This window comes from Mesorhizobium sp. M1428, from assembly GCF_040317515.1.
GTDB lineage: Bacteria > Pseudomonadota > Alphaproteobacteria > Rhizobiales > Rhizobiaceae > Mesorhizobium.
In genome coordinates, this window is record NZ_JAMYKT010000009.1 from 1 (window position 1) to 15,463 (window position 15,463).

The 15,463-nt window shown below is 59.5% G+C and carries 14 protein-coding genes; 5 read left to right on the plus strand and 9 right to left on the minus strand.

What is annotated here, in order from left to right:
* Positions 1–184: 184 nt before the first annotated feature.
* Genes NKG60_RS14595 through hxsB form a run of 5 tightly spaced genes read right to left on the minus strand, consistent with a single transcriptional unit; the run spans position 185 to position 4,921 of the window.
* Entirely contained in the window at positions 185–1,279 is a 1,095-nt protein-coding gene (locus NKG60_RS14595) for a phosphoadenosine phosphosulfate reductase domain-containing protein (RefSeq protein ID WP_352975013.1), read from the minus strand.
* The gene (locus NKG60_RS14600) at positions 1,215–1,838 is read right to left on the minus strand and encodes a hypothetical protein (RefSeq protein WP_352975014.1); all 624 of its coding nucleotides are present in this window, start codon (positions 1,836–1,838) and stop codon (positions 1,215–1,217) included. Before NKG60_RS14600 ends, NKG60_RS14595 begins: the two co-directional genes overlap by 65 nt.
* Before the next feature lie 34 nt (positions 1,839–1,872).
* The gene (hxsA, locus tag NKG60_RS14605) at positions 1,873–2,418 is read right to left on the minus strand and encodes a His-Xaa-Ser repeat protein HxsA (protein ID WP_352975015.1); all 546 of its coding nucleotides are present in this window, start codon (positions 2,416–2,418) and stop codon (positions 1,873–1,875) included.
* Positions 2,415–3,515, minus strand: a complete 1,101-nt coding sequence (gene hxsC / locus NKG60_RS14610; RefSeq protein ID WP_352975016.1) for a His-Xaa-Ser system radical SAM maturase HxsC — start codon at positions 3,513–3,515, stop codon at positions 2,415–2,417. The genes hxsA and hxsC overlap by 4 nt, the downstream gene beginning before the upstream one ends.
* Positions 3,512–4,921 (minus strand): His-Xaa-Ser system radical SAM maturase HxsB, encoded by a 1,410-nt coding sequence (gene hxsB / locus NKG60_RS14615; protein ID WP_352975017.1) that lies wholly within the window; start codon positions 4,919–4,921, stop codon positions 3,512–3,514. The genes hxsC and hxsB overlap by 4 nt, the downstream gene beginning before the upstream one ends.
* Before the next feature lie 805 nt (positions 4,922–5,726).
* On the opposite strand from hxsB, the gene NKG60_RS14620 reads away from it, so the two are divergent.
* From NKG60_RS14620 to NKG60_RS14630, 3 genes are all read left to right on the plus strand, one after another.
* Positions 5,727–6,017: a hypothetical protein gene (locus NKG60_RS14620; protein ID WP_352975019.1), complete on the plus strand. Its 291-nt coding sequence runs from the start codon at positions 5,727–5,729 to the stop codon at positions 6,015–6,017.
* Positions 6,018–6,170: 153 nt separating this feature from the next.
* Positions 6,171–6,764 carry an SOS response-associated peptidase gene (locus NKG60_RS14625; protein ID WP_352975020.1) on the plus strand — a complete coding sequence of 198 codons (594 nt, stop codon included), beginning with the start codon at positions 6,171–6,173 and terminating at the stop codon, positions 6,762–6,764.
* A gap of 49 nt (positions 6,765–6,813) precedes the next feature.
* A complete protein-coding gene (locus tag NKG60_RS14630; RefSeq protein WP_352975022.1) occupies positions 6,814–7,566 on the plus strand; it encodes a hypothetical protein in 753 nt (250 codons plus the stop codon).
* Between the two features lie 63 nt (positions 7,567–7,629).
* Here NKG60_RS14630 and NKG60_RS14635 read toward each other — a convergent pair whose 3' ends face one another.
* A complete protein-coding gene (locus NKG60_RS14635; RefSeq protein WP_352975122.1) occupies positions 7,630–7,815 on the minus strand; it encodes a hypothetical protein in 186 nt (61 codons plus the stop codon).
* Here NKG60_RS14635 and NKG60_RS14640 point away from each other — a divergent pair.
* Positions 7,744–8,574, plus strand: coding sequence for an alpha/beta fold hydrolase (locus NKG60_RS14640; RefSeq protein ID WP_352975119.1), 831 nt, complete (start codon positions 7,744–7,746; stop codon positions 8,572–8,574). The two genes, NKG60_RS14635 and NKG60_RS14640, sit on opposite strands and share 72 nt — an antisense overlap.
* A gap of 83 nt (positions 8,575–8,657) precedes the next feature.
* Here the strand turns inward: NKG60_RS14640 and NKG60_RS14645 are convergent, their stop codons facing one another.
* Genes NKG60_RS14645 through NKG60_RS14655 form a run of 3 tightly spaced genes read right to left on the minus strand, consistent with a single transcriptional unit; the run spans position 8,658 to position 14,120 of the window.
* Positions 8,658–11,924 (minus strand): error-prone DNA polymerase, encoded by a 3,267-nt coding sequence (locus NKG60_RS14645; RefSeq protein ID WP_352975023.1) that lies wholly within the window; start codon positions 11,922–11,924, stop codon positions 8,658–8,660.
* Positions 11,921–13,444, minus strand: coding sequence for a DUF6504 family protein (locus NKG60_RS14650; protein WP_352975025.1), 1,524 nt, complete (start codon positions 13,442–13,444; stop codon positions 11,921–11,923). Before NKG60_RS14650 ends, NKG60_RS14645 begins: the two co-directional genes overlap by 4 nt.
* On the minus strand, positions 13,356–14,120 hold the full coding sequence (locus tag NKG60_RS14655; protein WP_352975026.1) for an ImuA family protein: 765 nt from the start codon (positions 14,118–14,120) through the stop codon (positions 13,356–13,358). Before NKG60_RS14655 ends, NKG60_RS14650 begins: the two co-directional genes overlap by 89 nt.
* A gap of 565 nt (positions 14,121–14,685) precedes the next feature.
* Here NKG60_RS14655 and NKG60_RS14660 point away from each other — a divergent pair.
* Positions 14,686–15,441: a hypothetical protein gene (locus NKG60_RS14660; RefSeq protein WP_352975028.1), complete on the plus strand. Its 756-nt coding sequence runs from the start codon at positions 14,686–14,688 to the stop codon at positions 15,439–15,441.
* Positions 15,442–15,463: the final 22 nt, after the last annotated feature.

A 15,463-nucleotide genomic window follows, 5' to 3' on the forward strand; every position in this document is an offset into this window, starting at 1 on the left:
CCCAACAGCCAGATCGACGATCTCCTGCCTTGGGTCTACATCAACAAGCTCGAGCTCAAGGCCGTGGCCTGAGAACACCGCTTACATTTAAGCCAGCCGTGGGCAGCGTATACTTCTCGGGACACGCCGAAGACGACGGTTTCACCCCACCCGTGTGTGGAATCTACACGCCGACGAAATCGCGCTACCTGAAACTCAGTCTCTTGTACTCATCAAGGCGCCACAGACTCGCGATCGTACCGCGTTCGGATGCGTCAAGGATTTCAGACTTCGTAATCTCCTCGAGCCGGTCTATGCGGTGCAGAATGGCCTTGCGTGCATCAAGTGTGAACGGACCCATGCCGACTGATCCGCTACGCCTCTGCGGCCAACGCATGCTTGGATCGTTGCGGATTTCCGACAGCCAATTTCTGAACTCAAAGTACGGCCGCAGCTCGTCGTACCCTGCCTCGATCAGCTTGCTCGCAGACTTGTCGTGTCGAACGACAGTGCACGTCCAACATCCGAACCGGCCAGAAGCGCATGGTGGGGCAGTGGGCGCCTTTATTACAGGACACTCTCCGGACGCGTCTCGATATAGATCTTGTAGGACCTTGGGTGGGATCGCCCTCGGTCCGGACAGCCAGAAAATGGAATCCCACACTTCGGGGACGTGGAGATCAAGAATTGGCAGGAACAGGTCGTAGTCGCGATTGCCTTCACGCTGCTTCTGCCAATGCCCCTCCGGTGTTTTCGCAAGACTCCGGTCACGTTGCTGGCTTTCAGCCCGACGGAGTCCCAGTACCACCACGGTGTTTTTGGGATCCTGCTCCTCGATAAAACGGGAAACTGGACGAATTCGCAGACCGGGCGTGCACCACCGAAAACTGTTAGTGGGCGGAGGATATCCGCGTCCAATGATGCGCACGAAAAACCGGTCCTGCACTGGAGCGCGCAAGATCTTCGTTGCGAATCTTTCTCCTTCGCTCTCGAATTCCGCGCCAATGGCCGCCAAAATCGACTTAACATAGGCGTCAAGGATAGGATTCTCGACCCCCGTATCGCAATATACCACCGTGAGGTTGAGGCTAGTGAGCCCAGACCTTCGATAGGCTGCCAAGATAATTTTCAGGGCGGATGTTGAGTCCTTGCCGCCGGAGAAGGCAAGCAACCAATGTGCGTGTGGACGCGCCCGAAGTGCAGCGACCGACCTTTCGATTGCTGTCAGCACCCGGTCATTTGTCAAGCTGATTGAGGCGCCTTTCGATCGCCGCCTGATGGTCGAATCTGATGTGCTCAAGCTGTTCGTTTCCGATCGTGATCTGGCGACCGGTCGTTACCTTGTTTCCAAAATATGAGACGATCAGAATGGTGACGAAAGAAATCAGCGCGATCGCCGCGTGGGGCGTGCCAAAATATAGCAATCCGATGGACACGAGGCTGTATCCGGCGGCGATTATCATCGAATCGGCGAATCCCGTCCACAAGAGGCCATTGAAATAAGCGATCGATGCCTTCGTCGATAGACTCTTGTCGTCATCCACCAACTTGAAGAACAATGACCGCAGATTGGCCCATGTGTATTTGTCGGGCTTGTCCTCGTAGCCGGCAATTCTCACCATGCCGGCTCGCAGGTTTTCGGCGATCCGCTCATGCTGACCCTTGTTGACCCACGTTCTAAGCGGTGTGACGTAGTAGAGTGCAGCCGGTACAACGACGCCGACTAGATAGGGCGCTTTCGAAAAATCCGGCGTTTGCAGAAATCTTCCCATTAGAATGCACCACGCTGCAGCGCCGTAGACGATGATGAGCCCTGCGGGTACGAGCAGGCGCCAGATCTGCATGGTGTTAAGGGTCATGGGTTCCTACGATCCAATGAAACGTGGCCGCACATCACTCTGCGGTAATCCGCAACGCGTTCAAAGTCTCGGGCGTAATAGTACCTGTGACTTTCAGGTTGTAGTCGGACTGCATTTTTACGAGACCAGCCCGCATCTCTGGGCTCATCTTGCCGTCCAGTTCGCCGTTGTAGTACCCGAACGAGAGCATGGCGAACTGGACCTGGAGAACGATTTCCTTGAATTTGTTGGCGTTACCGGGGAGCACCACTAAAGGCGCCGGACCCGACGGCGCAGTTGTGGGCGCCTGATAGGTCGGTGCTTGATAGACCGGTGCCGGTGCCTGATAGACGGGCGCTGGGGGCGGGTAGTAGGTGCCGCCGGCCGACGATCGGTGGCTACTGTGGGAGCTATGACTGCTGTGGCTGCTATGTGATCTATGGCCCGCCAGCGTGAACTTGTGGTCGAGCTTGAAAATATCAAACAGTGATTTCGACTTGCCCCCATCCCCCGCATGAAATCCAATCGGCATTGCAATGCTCTCAAGGGGCATGAACCCGGCAGCGAGCAAAGATGGAATCGTGAAAAGCCGCTTTTTCATGCGACGCCAAACCTTTCGTATCCGTGTGCCTTCGGATGCCATTCGAAGAAACCGCCGCACTCATTCCGGAGGCTGCAATCGGCGCAATCTGGGACGTAGGCTCTTTTCCAGTCCGAGATCGTCGAAGGTGCAAACATCCGATAGTCGGGCGGAACTGTGCAGAGCGGAAAATTGTAGAGCTTGGTCTCGATCCCGCGGCTGATGGCAAAATCCAGTGCCTTGCCGACCACGTCGAAGCCCATGGAACTGTCGTAGAATAGGGAGTTCCAATTCTGTCGGCCGTAGCCGATGTTTTCGAGCTGCATGATTGCCCATTTGTTGACGAACGGCAGCGCGGTCGTCACAAATTTCGCCAGGTCAAAAAGCCTGGGAGCATTCGGTTTCATAAGCACTGTGCGCAGTTCAATCTTTGCGCCAGCCTCAGAAAGGAGCGACAGGCTTTCTCTAACCTGGTCGAACGCACCTGGTTTCGCCACGATGCGATCATGGATATCACGATCGCTCGAGTAAACGGGGATGCCCCAAAGGATGCGGGTCAGATCCAGGCGACCAAGCTTCACGAGATCGTCGCGATCAAAATGCTGGGCATTGGTCAGGACGTGAAAAACGATATCGCGGCGGGCCGACATCGATCTCTCGAGGAACTCGAACAGCTCCGATTTGAAGAGCGTAGGCTCTCCTCCCGATATGCCAATGGTTGAGTTTTCTGGCGAAAGGAGCACGGCTGTTTTGAAAAATGGAAACATGTCTATGTGCCGCTCTTTCGGAGGCTGCGAGCACATCACACAGAGCTGATCGCACCGTTCCGTGATCAAGAGGGTGTTGTGTCGGGAATTCGCTCGGATCAGGCGATGCGCCATACCTCGTCGAGGCACGACAAACATCACATCACCATTCACCTCGCTCGGATCGATCCCAAACAGGCGGAGTTTGCCCGTCGCTCCGTTGAAGTCCGCGTTTTCCGCACTGGCGCTCTCCAACGCTGCGTCCAGCGAACTGACGTCGCTGCGGTCCTCCGACAATCCTTCGAACGACCTGAGGCGTACAACGTACGGATCCACGACATTGGTTTCGACCTTGAGACGAAGCGGGATCATACATGCACAGGGATCATATGATCTCCCCACGATGGCGCGCGGGCCCACCTGGCTACCGATTGCGTTGCCGCATCATCGCGGCGACTGACTACCTCGACGACCTTGTCGAAAAGGGAGATATGTCTCCTGCAGAACCAAGTCTCGCTGCGAGCCAGATCAACGCGTCCGTCTCGGGACAGCTCGTCGACAACGTCTGTTCCGCAGAAAGGTTGATAAACGCAGTTAATGCAGTCGGCGTCGAAATTGTTGATCGACGCGTGGTTCAGAAGCTGCACTTTCGTCTGATCAACACCCTCGGCTATCGTACCAATCGACAGATCAACGCGTCCTATGCGCGAAAGCATCCGAGCTTCGTCCGTCGGATACAACTGCCCATCGTGATCGACAACGATGTAGTCCGAGGCGAAGAAATTGGGATTGCGAAGGTCGACGTGGTCATCGGCTCCCGATCTGAGAAACCGGCGCAAACACTGGCTGAAATAGTACTCTTCGACGTATCGGCCGGTGCGGTGATTTCGATCGATGAGGTAGTCGATGAAATCGGAGTGAAGAGCATTCCATTTGGCTATTGAATGCGGATCGCTCTTTCGGCATCGCGCAAAACCTTGATGATTTATGGGGCGGAGATAGATCGATCGTATTCCGTGAAGCTCGAAATTGTCGACGAGGTCTGTGAAATCTGGCGGTCGGTCGACGTCTATCGTCGGCAGCGCTGAAACTTTGCCGGGGCCAAGGCGCCGCACGGCCTCTGCCAGGTTGCCAAAGAATGTGTCAGTAGCCAGAGGATCATGCGTGCGCTGACGAGTGTGCGTCTCGTGGTTTCCGTCCAGCGAGGTGCTGACAAACGTGTCCGGCTGGTCAAGGAAGGCCCACTCTCGGTCACCCAAGCGCTGCAGATTTGTACAGACAACAAACTGGCTGTTCGGAAACTTTGAGCGGGTGAAAGCGCGCACCTGCTCAAGCAGATCGATCCGCAGCAGTGGTTCTCCGCCCTGAAACTCGATTTTGATCTCCGGACCTTTCATCGTGTCGATGAAGCCGAGCACGGCCTGCAATGTTTCATCATTCCAGTCAAAGCCTCGTGCGGACTCAGGGGCGCGCGAAACCTGGCAATAGCCGCACGTCAAATTGCAGCGAAGTGTGGGGACCAGGATAAGATAGGAGAGATCTTGCTGCTTCGACTGCCTCCGTGCCCACCGATAGGCAAATGACATCCAGTCGGGATCCCCTTCGCGTTCGAACGTGTGACCGTTTTCGCGGAGAAAATGGCGATCGACAACCGACAGAGTGTCGCCTGTGTACCTCTCTAGAAAGTCACGACTTCCCACGAAGAATCCACCGGCATCATCGGTGAACAGAAATTCGCCGTTTGAACGCTCTCGAAACTTAAGCGGCCAAACGTTCATTTCGCAGTGACCGCAGTGATCAGCGCTTGTCGAAGTGGAAGGGTCTCGACATAAATCTTTTCTCGATAAACCGAATGCAGGATGCTCTTGCGCACATCGTCCAACTGGTCCGGCGGAAGAGAAGCTACCTCTATGCCCTCGGCTGACACTGAAAAGCGAAGCGACGGATACTGGACCTGAATGCGAAGCAATGCGCCTTCCACAAAACTTCGAAAGTTTTGTGGAAATTCGATTGTAACCCGCTCTAGATTGCGCTCTCCCACCCCGACCGGCCCTCCCGCCCGTCGGGACTATACTTTAAATTTTCGGTTTGACTATCGATGCAATCCGACTGGGGCGGATTTGCCAGTCGATCGCATTTGACGAAATTGGCCCATATGCTGCGAAGACCCAACCTCATTCAACTTGGGCGGCTGAGATTGGCTGCTGAGCGCTCGACGTCTTGATAATCGGTGCGCCGAAGGCTGATGGAGTCGCTTTGGCAACCGTCTGACGGGCGAACAAGCATCGAGGCCGCGAGGCTTGCGCTTGCCTACGGTTTCCGCAATCCTGACAAGATGAGACGTTCGCCTCTTGGATTTGTGCTGGCCTTGGCAAAAATGTGGTTGGCTCGAAAGTCTTCCGCCGGGACGGAGGAATGGATACCGCTGTCGACGGCCGCTACTGTCCCTGAGGTGTACTACCCGCCAGAGAAGTTGGAACGGCTGCGTGAGAACACGAGGCGAGCGACCGAACACGCCATAGCCTTTATCGCCGCTGAGTTGGAAAAAGCAAAAAGGCGCAGAGAACGGCGCCACAGTCGACAATGACGCGCATATCCTTTGCTGAAGAGCTTGAAAGCACCGCGGATCGCATAGCGGACATGTCGCGGCCGGATCTGCAGATCATTCTTCGCCGCGCGGCGTTGATGCTCAGGAATGTTGCCGGCGTGTCCCTGGAGCCGGCGACTGAGGATGCACTCAACGCTATAGCGGCCGAGATGAAAGTGGGCCAATCGGACGTCATACAGATTGTGTTGCGCGAGTGGCTGGAGACGAACGCTTATCTGCCGGTACGTGCGGTCGACGAGGAGAGCGACACAGACGGCAGCGCTTAGCCGTGGACGAGCTCCATCGCTGCCCTTCAGCCACAGGATTGATGCCGGGGCCGGAATCGATAGTTCGATGAGTGCAGGCGATGGACGCTGGCGCGGCCGTCAAGCCGCGCTATTTGGCATAACTCTGCAACTGACGGAACGCGTGGGGCAGCCATGTGCAATGATTACGAGCAGCATATCGCCTGGGCCGAATATTGCCGGATGATGCAATCGCTCGCGCTCGACATTCCCAGCCATCAAACCGAACTGGATTTGCCGCAGGCGGATGACATCCGCATCAATGACCCTGCTCCAATCATGCGCGCCGCCGGCAACACGATCGAACTCACACGGATGACGTTTGCCTTCCCTCCATCCGGCCCCAAAGGCGGGCCGGTCTTCAACTTCCGCTCTGAGGGTCGGAATTTCGGCAACAGCAAGCGGTGCCTCATCCCGGCATCGGCCTTCTTCGAATTCACCGGGACGAAATATCCAAAGGCGAAGCATCGTTTCACGCTGAACGGCCCTTCGTTCATGGCGATCGCCGGGCTTTGGCGCGATGGCGAGGGCAACAAGGCATCCACATTCACAATGCCGACGACGGAACCGGGACCGGATGTCGCGCCGATCCACAATCGCCAGGTTGTCGTCCTCCGCCCGGAGGACTGGGCGGCATGGATTCATCTCACAAGACCGGAGCCCGAGCTGTTGAAGGCCCTGCCCGCCGGTTCGTTGGCGGTCGAAACCGTACGAGAAGGAACCGGCTAAGGCTCAGCCCGATCCCGCCGTTGAGGTGTCCATTGGCTAAACAGGAGAAATGACAAACGCGCAACCGCGCAAAAGCGTCGGGAACCGCAAGGCACCGGCCCTTAAAGCATTGGCGCAAGCAGGTATCAGGTTGCTTCACAAATTCGGGCCTCGCCATGCGGATCCGAAGACGTCAGAAAAAGGCACAACATCATCTCCGACGCTGATTGCCGAATGGCCACTATCACCAGCGGCAACACTTGGCTCGTCTGTGCGCACGAAGGGGATTGAACGCGAATTGCGAGCCCAACTGCCCTGGGCAGTGAGGAAATTTGTTAAGGCCGAAACGGGACGCATCGTGTTGCGGATGCCGGAATCTGAGGCACGCGCGTTCGAGGCCGTCTCGGCGAAAGTCTCGAAGACCGTTGAGGGGATCGAAGTGCTGCCCGTGCTGCCCCGCGAGGCGGAGGATGTCCTGACGATCTCTTCGCGCGAGCGTCACAAGTGGCTCAAGGACGGACGGCTGCAAAGCATCGGCACGCGCACAGTGAAGATGCGCGGACGGTCAAAGGCCGTCACTTTCCATGTCTTCGACCCTCGGCACATCGAGGACGTCCTCGATCGTGACCTGGCAAGCCTTTGGCGCGAAGAGGACGCGCAGCAAGTTACCGAGAACAGGCGACGGGGTGCCGGCAAGGCCGCCCTGACGCGGGCTGGAAAGGGTTGCGAGAAGGTTCGCGGTGCCGGGAATAACCCCAGAGATGACCCTCCCCCCAAGTTGAAGGGCTGGGACGCGTTCGACGACGAGGGACTGCTCCGTTAGATCCGTCTTGCAGCCATTCACACGTCCAGAAGAGGCGCTAAGCGAATCTTCCCGGACGGTTGGCTAGCCTGCAGTCGCGATTGGCGTGTTCTGAACCATGCCATGCTCAGAGAGTTTTTCAAGCTGACAACCGCCCATTTTTGAGGATGGTAGATGTTCGACAACTTCGTGCTTGAAATGATGGAAACCGAGGGCGGGCCGATACGGCTTCGGCATGGCGGATCTGGACCGCCGCTGCTTCTGATCCATGGCCATCCTCGCTCGCATATGACTTGGGGACAGGTCGCGGACTTGCTGTCGGCAGATTTCAGGATCGTGTGCCCCGACCTCCCGGGCTTCGGGCGCTCCTACATACCGGCCGACGACCCGCAGAGCAGGTTCTCGTCCAAGCGGGCAAAGGCTTCAGCACTGGTGCAGGTCATGGAAACGCTGGGCCATCAGACTTTCTTCGTCGCCGGGCATGACCGTGGCAGCCTGGTCGCTTTCAGAATGGCGATGGACCATCCCGACCTGGTGCGAAAGCTGATTACCGTGGATGGGTTGCCAGTTCTCGAGCATCTCGAGCGTGCCGACTGGAAATTTGCCCGCGATTGGTACCATTGGTTCTTCTTCGCTCAACCCGAGAAGCCGGAACGGGCCATCCTGGGAGACCCAACGGCATGGTACAGCCCTTTGCGGCCAGATGAGATGGGACGCGATGCCTATGACGAGTTGGTTTCGTTCATCCACGATCCCGCTGTCGTCCATGGGATGGTCGAAGACTACCGCGCAGGTATCAGAATCGACCATCGCCATGACCGTGAGGATCGAGATGCCGGTCGAAGGGTGCGCTGTCCGATGCTCTGCCTTTGGTCGCTCGACGACGATCTGGAGCAGATCTATGGCGATCCGGTTGCCATCTGGAAGCACTGGGCCGATGACGTGGGCGGCTTTGGGATCAAGAGCGGGCACCATGTCGCCGAAGAAAATCCCGCCGCTCTCGCAGCAGCGTTCAAGGCTTTTCTCTGAAAACGGCGGAAGTACCGATTGAGCGATGGCCGATGCGTATCGACGAATTCAGCCATTTTTCGGCTAACGCCTTGCTGCACCACCTATTTGAAATCCCGCGTCTTCACCTTGATCTGGTCGATGTGGAGATAGGGATCGATAATATTCCGCGGCCGCGGCCCTTTCGGCAGCCCGCGCGGGTCGGGCGTAGGGCTGCCGTGATGGAATTCATCACCACGCCCATGCGGCAGCGGGAAGGCAGCATCGCGATCGCCAACGCTCGCCAGATCAGCGGAGAGATCGCTGAGCCGATGAGCGACGAGATGAACCACCTCGCCTTCGCGCTGGATGCGTCCATAGACGCCAATCATACCGGCGCCCAGCACAACCCTGCGGTATTTTTCGAAGACCTTCACCCAAACGACCAGATTGGCAATTCCCGTCTCGTCCTCAAGTGTGATGAACATGACGCCCTTGGCCGAGCCAGGCCGCTGCCGGACCAGCACAAGACCGGCAGCCTCCAGCCATTGTCCGTCACGCGCCTGCATGGCCTCGCGGCATGAGACGATGCGCTTGCGGCGCAAGTCGGCGCGCAGGAAGCAAACGGGATGATCGCGCAACGTGAGCCCAACATGGCCGTAATCTTCAACAACCTCGCCGCCGGCCGTCATGGCGCGCAAAGTCACGACCGGCTCCTGGATCTCCGCCACCGTCTTTTGCGCGCGAGCCGAAGCCGCCGCAAACAGCGGCAGCGGCTCGTCGCGCAGCGCCTTGATCGCCCACAGTGCCTCACGCCGCGCCAGCGATAGGGACGGTTGGAACGCGTCAGCCTGGGCGAGTTCAGCCAGCGAGGCCGCGGGAACACCAGCGCGATGCCAGAGATCGTCCACCGACCCGAAGGGCTGGTCGGCACGTGCGGTGACGATGACCGCCGCGTCAGCATTGGCGAGGCCTCGCACCATGCGCAAACCAAGGCGAACGGCGAAGCGACCCTCGTCGTCGGTGGGCTCGAGCGTGCAGTCCCAGCGCGAGGCGTTGACGCAGACCGGACGGACCTCGACCCCGTGATCGCCGGCATCGCGAACGATCTGCGCCGGCGCATAAAACCCCATCGGCTGAGCGTTCAACAGGGCCGCACAGAACACGTCGGGGTGATGGCACTTCATCCACGACGAGGCGTAAGCGATCAGCGCGAAGCTCGCGGCATGGCTTTCGGGAAAGCCGTAGCTGCCGAAGCCTTCCAGCTGCTTGAAGGTCTTTTCGGCGAATTCGCGCTGATACCCGTTCTTCACCATGCCGCCAATCAGCTTGGCGCCGAAGCTGGAGACGCCGCCGGTGTGTTTGAAGGTCGCCATGGCACGACGCAGCTGATCGGCTTCGCCAGGCGTGAAGCCGGCACATTCAATCGCCACCCGCATCGCCTGCTCCTGGAACAGCGGCACGCCCAGTGTTTTTCCAAGCACCTTTTCGAGCTCGGGCTTGGGATAGACAACCTCTTCCTTGCCTTCGCGCCGGCGCAGATACGGATGCACCATGTCGCCCTGGATCGGCCCCGGCCGAACGATCGCCACCTCGATGACCAGGTCGTAGAAGGTGCGCGGCTTGATGCGCGGCAGCATCGACATCTGGGCGCGGGATTCAATCTGGAAGGTGCCCAGCGTATCTGCCTTGCGGATCATCGCATAGGTGCGTGGATCCTCAGCCGGGATCGTGGCGAGATCGAGCGTAATGCCCTTGTGTTGGACCAAGAGATCGAAGCCACGTTTCATGCAGGACAGCATGCCCAGCGCCAGCACGTCGACCTTCATGAACTTCAGCGCGTCGATATCATCCTTGTCCCATTCGATAACCTGACGATCCTTCATCGCCGCCGGTTCGATCGGCACCAGATCGTCCAGCCTGTCGCGGGTCAAAACAAAGCCGCCGGGATGTTGCGACAAGTGGCGCGGGGCGCCGATGAGCTGTTTGGCGAGATCCAACGCCAGGCGAAGACGGCGATCGCCGAGATTGAGGTTCAGCTCCTCGGCGTGTTTCGGCTGAACGCCTTCGTCCGACCAGCCCCAGACCTGCGACGACAGCATCTTGATCAGGTCTTCGGGCAGACCGAGCGCCTTGCCGACGTCGCGCAAAGCGCCCTTGGAGCGATAGCGAATGACGGTCGAGCACAGTGCTGCATGTTCACGGCCATAGGTGTCGAACACCCATTGCATGACGATTTCACGCCGCTCGTGCTCGAAATCGACATCGATGTCAGGCGGCTCACGCCGCTCTTCCGAGACAAAGCGCTCGAACAGGAGATCATTTCGGTCGGGGTCGATCGAGGTGATGCCAAGCACGTAGCAGACGGCGCTGTTGGCCGCCGACCCCCTGCCCTGGCAAAGAATGTCCTGACTGCGGGCAAAGCGAACGATCGCATTGACCGTCAGAAAATAGGGCGCGTATTGCAGCTTCTCAATGAGCTGCAATTCATGCTTGAGCGTGCCAACAACCTTGTCCGGCACGCCTTCAGGAAACCGCTCCGTCGCGCCTTCCCATGTCAGCTTTTCCAGTGCCTGCTGAGGCGTCAGGCCCGGCAGCATGCGCTCCTCGGGATATTGATAGGCAAGTTCGTCCAGCGAAAACCGACAGCGCTCTGCGATTTCTACCGTGCGAGCGATCGCCTCGGGATAGCGGCCGAACAGCCGCGCCATTTCGTCGGGCGGTTTCAGGTAACGGTCGGCATGCCGCTCGCGCCGAAAACCGGCATCATCGACCGTGACATTGTGCCGGATGCAGGTGACGACATCCTGCAGGATGCGCCGTGACGGCTCGTGGAAGAGCACATCGTTGGTGACGACCGTCGGCACGCCGGCCTGCCCGGCAAGGTTGCACAGATCATGCAGCCGCAAAGCGTCATTGGGGCGGCGCCGCAGCGTCAACGCCATGTAGGTTCGATCGCCAAATGCATCGCGCAGCCGGCGCAGCCAAAGTGAGCACGTATCGTCGGCCTGGTCGGGAACGAACACCGCGACGAGGCCCTCGCCATAGGCGACAAGATCGGCCCAATGCAGCACGCATTTGGCCTTGCCGCCGCGTTTCTTGCCCAGCGACAGCAAGCGACAAAGGCGGGAGTAGGATGCGCGGTTGGTTGGATAAACCAGGATGGAGATCTCTTCCGCCAGATCCAGCCGGCAGCCGACGATCAGCCTGACGCCGGTCGCCTTGGCGGCCTCATGGGCTCGCACGATGCCGGCCAGACTGTTGCGATCGCAAACGGCAAGGGCCGGCATGTCCATGCATGCTGCTTGCGCAAACAGTTCCTCGCAGGAGCTGGCGCCGCGCAGGAAAGAGAAATGCGAGGTGCATTGCAACTCGACGTAAGGCGCGGTCATCCAAAGATGCCGTGCAGGAACCAGCGATGGGAACCTGTTGCTGCATCCTCGCCGTCGCCGGCGCGAAAAATCCAGAACCGCTCGCCGGCTTCATCCTCGACCTGAAAATAGTCGCGCACGGCGGCGAGTTCGGCATCACGCTTCCACCACTCGCCGAAAACACGCTCAGGACCGTCGGCCCGCTTCACCCTTCGACGAATGCCTCTCCAGGTGAAGCTGGCCGGCGGGTGATCCGGCAGCAGCGCTATCGCCTCGATCTGCTCCGGCACGGCAAACAAACGAGCCGGGCGTGGCCAGTGGTCTGGCCAGGCGTGGCCGGTTTCTACCGATTCCGGAGCCACGCGCCGAAACGATCGCTCCGGCACGTCGCTGGCAACTGGGGTAAACCGATACAGCCTCTCCTCGCCGACACGGTTGCCGAGTATGTCGATCAGGTCCGAGATGTCCGCGTCGCGTTGCCCGATCAGAGACGAAATGGTTTGCCTGGGTGTCACTGGTTCGGCCAGGGGCGCGGACAAGCGCATCAACTCGATGCCGAAGCCCGGATCGATCTTCTCGATCTTGTCGCAGATGAGACGCGTCAGCCGCTTCACATCCCGGACAGGCAAGGCCGTGCCGACGCGAATGGCTTCGATGCGGTTGTCGACGCGGAAAAGCAGCAGGTCGAGGCGCCGGGCGCCAAGGCCTTTGGTCTCAAGCTCGGCACACAGCGCTTGAACAAGCTTGCCGACATAGCGGGCGATAGTCTCGGCCGCACCGATGGGTTCGCCAAAGGCTCGTTTGACCTCGACCACATCGGCTGGTCGCGCCGGCTCTATCGGTTCGGCAAGGCGTCCAGAAGCCTGGTCAAGCCGGCGGCCCAGTTCCGGCCCGAAGCGCAGGGTCAGCGGCGCGCGTGGCTGGTTCAGAAGCTCCCCCACCCTGTCGAAGCCCAGAACTCGCAAACCGCTGACGATCGCATCGGGCAACCGCAGTGCCGCGATGGGCAGAGGACGAATGGCGTCGACGGTTGCGTTGACGCCAACCACACTGACGGTCTGCTTGACGTACCGCGCCACCGCATGAGCAGCACCCCAGCTATCGGCAATCGCTGACCGCGCCGAGAAGCCAACCTGGCTGAGACGCTCGACCATATCGGCCAGCATCAAGCGCTCACCGCCATGAAGGTGATCGGCGCCGGTCGTGTCCATGACCAATCCGTCGGGAGGATCCGCAGCTACGATCGGCGCATAGCGCCGCAATGCCCATAGGACCAGCCGCTCCAATGCCTCCGCGTCGGCATCGGGTTCGGCATCCATGACCGCCAGCCCCTGGACCAGGGCCTGCGCCTTCGTCGCCGGCATTCCGACGCGCAGGCCCGCTTCCAGTGCCGCGCGATCGACGGCGGTCACCAAGCGGCGATTGCCCTGCCGCCCGACCAGCACCAAGGGCCTATCCGGCCGCGGCGAGACGTCGCCCAATTTCCTTCTGAGCCGGTCGGTCGACCAGCTTGGAAGGAAGAGCGAGACGACCCTTTGCATCACATGCCTCCACTTCGATATCGAGCGTTTCGCCTCCACGAGACCGGATCAGTTCAAGTTGCCATCGTGCTCGGCCGACGCCCGGCACTGGAAGCGGCCGCGATGGCAAGACAGAAACCCGCCAGCGCGTGACAGACGCCGTCGGCTGCCCGAAATCGGCAGCTTCCGTCTGGCGGCGCCAGCGGCGGATGGCGATGCCCAGCGCGCCAGACCCCTCGGATGCAAGCTGCAAGCGGCGCGAGGCCGTCATCGACAGACGGGCAACTTCGGCAACCACAGCGCCAAGCCCCACGTGCCGCAGGCCTTCCTCGAAGCAGGCGAGCAAGGATTTCTCGTCACCTGCTTCGACATAGATCACGCGGTCCGGGTGAAGTCCGGCCTGGGCGATTGCCGGGGCAAACAGATCCTGGCGCGTCACACACCACAGCACCTTTCCTTTCGTCCTCGCTGCAATTCCGGCCGCAAAAAGCGAGGCGGCAGCGCCATCGATTGCGCCATTGCCGCCACCGGCAACTTCATGAAGGGAGCCAAGTGCCACACCGCCTCCCGGCAGATGGCTGTCGATAGCAGCGACACCGAAAGGCAGAACCGCTCGTTCGCGCGCATTGCCCCCTTCGAGACGCGCAATGCGATCTCGAAGACCGGAAATGGCAGCGTTTGGCGTCGATGCACTCATCAGTCCCCTGAACGCGAAAAGCTGGCGGTATGTTCCTCATTTGTTCTCTTCCTAATAAAGAGTCAATGGCATGGTGAGGTGGCGCTGCGGAAGAAAATGTTTGTCGCGACCGCCCGCCCGGTGGCACCGATAGAGTCGGCCGGCAGGACGATATGTCGAAGGCCGCCTTGTCCGGTTGGACGTCCGCGCCGGCGACTGTCGGCGCCCCAAGGAAAAACGGCGCATAAACCGTAGTCCTGCGCGCGTCCGCAAATGCGGACATTGTCGCGCGCGGGACCGAGGAAAATCGCCCTCGCCGCGGGCGGTTAACAGGACAGCCGTAGGAGCGTCAGCAAAGCGCCGGCCGCAGGACGGGACGCGGGACCGACTGTCCCTGTCCGCGGCGGTCCGCCTATAGCATCGGCCGGGGATGCAGTCGCCTTGGGAATTGAGCACGGAGCATCGACCGTTTCCGAGTGTTCTATCCCGCTGAAAAAACGAGATTATTTCGCCGTTGTCAGGAGTCTATTGACACCGATGTTCTTATTTTGTTCACTACCGGAAGGATTGATACAGGAGGCGAACCATGGAACTTCGCTTGAACATTGAAGATGCAACACCTGAAGAACTGGCACGCGGCGTCGCGGCAGCCGAAGCAGTTTTCGCACGGGCCGGCATTACGGCATTGCAAGGCGCGGAAGGTTTGTTCGCGTTGGAAGGGTGGGATATCAAAGGCTTTCCGGAAGACGACAAGCCCACCGAGGACGAGGACCGGGCTGCTTCAGTCTGGATGGAAGCCGACGAGGCTGCGACGACTGCATGTTGTGCGGGCTGGCCGGAGGACAAAGTTCCGCGCCATCAGATCATGGAACTGATCGACGTGCCCCGGACGCGGTTGCAAGCCGAGGCGCTTCCGGAGACGTGGCCGGCGCGCAAGCAACTCTATCCGGACGTCGTCAAACGGCTGGAGGTTACAGCTGGCCCGGACCGCCAGATCGATTTCGATATTGCCTTCGTTCTCGGTTGGGTGCCCGAGCGGCCGACGCTCGATCGGGTTGAGCCGCTTTCGGAAGATGGCGACCGTATCCCCTTCTTCACCAGCGACCTTGCCCAGGTTGAAAAAATGGCTCGCAAGGCGCTCAAGGAATGGACGATCGAGATTGACCGGGATCCCTATGATGCCCACGTTTTCGATCCTGCAGCCAGCGAGGACGGTGACGAACTGCGCATGGCAGCGTGGCGCGATTTCGACGGGTCCTTGCTTATGGAGAAGCCGCCTGCAAATCCCGCAATCGCACTGACCCTGGCAATGATGCGCGGCCAGTCGATGCATTTCGAATAGTGGTGAACCGGATAACGCGGGC

Coding starts and splice junctions, on each gene's coding strand:
- NKG60_RS14600 (WP_352975014.1), bottom strand. CDS start 1,838: ATGACCCTTAACACCATGCAGATCTGGCGCCTGCTCGTACCCGCAGGG.
- hxsA (WP_352975015.1), bottom strand. CDS start 2,418: ATGAAAAAGCGGCTTTTCACGATTCCATCTTTGCTCGCTGCCGGGTTC.
- hxsC (WP_352975016.1), bottom strand. CDS start 3,515: ATGATCCCGCTTCGTCTCAAGGTCGAAACCAATGTCGTGGATCCGTAC.
- hxsB (WP_352975017.1), bottom strand. CDS start 4,921: ATGAACGTTTGGCCGCTTAAGTTTCGAGAGCGTTCAAACGGCGAATTT.
- NKG60_RS14620 (WP_352975019.1), top strand. CDS start 5,727: ATGACGCGCATATCCTTTGCTGAAGAGCTTGAAAGCACCGCGGATCGC.
- NKG60_RS14625 (WP_352975020.1), top strand. CDS start 6,171: ATGTGCAATGATTACGAGCAGCATATCGCCTGGGCCGAATATTGCCGG.
- NKG60_RS14630 (WP_352975022.1), top strand. CDS start 6,814: ATGACAAACGCGCAACCGCGCAAAAGCGTCGGGAACCGCAAGGCACCG.
- NKG60_RS14640 (WP_352975119.1), top strand. CDS start 7,744: ATGATGGAAACCGAGGGCGGGCCGATACGGCTTCGGCATGGCGGATCT.
- NKG60_RS14635 (WP_352975122.1), bottom strand. CDS start 7,815: ATGGATCAGAAGCAGCGGCGGTCCAGATCCGCCATGCCGAAGCCGTAT.
- NKG60_RS14645 (WP_352975023.1), bottom strand. CDS start 11,924: ATGACCGCGCCTTACGTCGAGTTGCAATGCACCTCGCATTTCTCTTTC.
- NKG60_RS14650 (WP_352975025.1), bottom strand. CDS start 13,444: ATGCAAAGGGTCGTCTCGCTCTTCCTTCCAAGCTGGTCGACCGACCGG.
- NKG60_RS14655 (WP_352975026.1), bottom strand. CDS start 14,120: ATGAGTGCATCGACGCCAAACGCTGCCATTTCCGGTCTTCGAGATCGC.
- NKG60_RS14660 (WP_352975028.1), top strand. CDS start 14,686: ATGGAACTTCGCTTGAACATTGAAGATGCAACACCTGAAGAACTGGCA.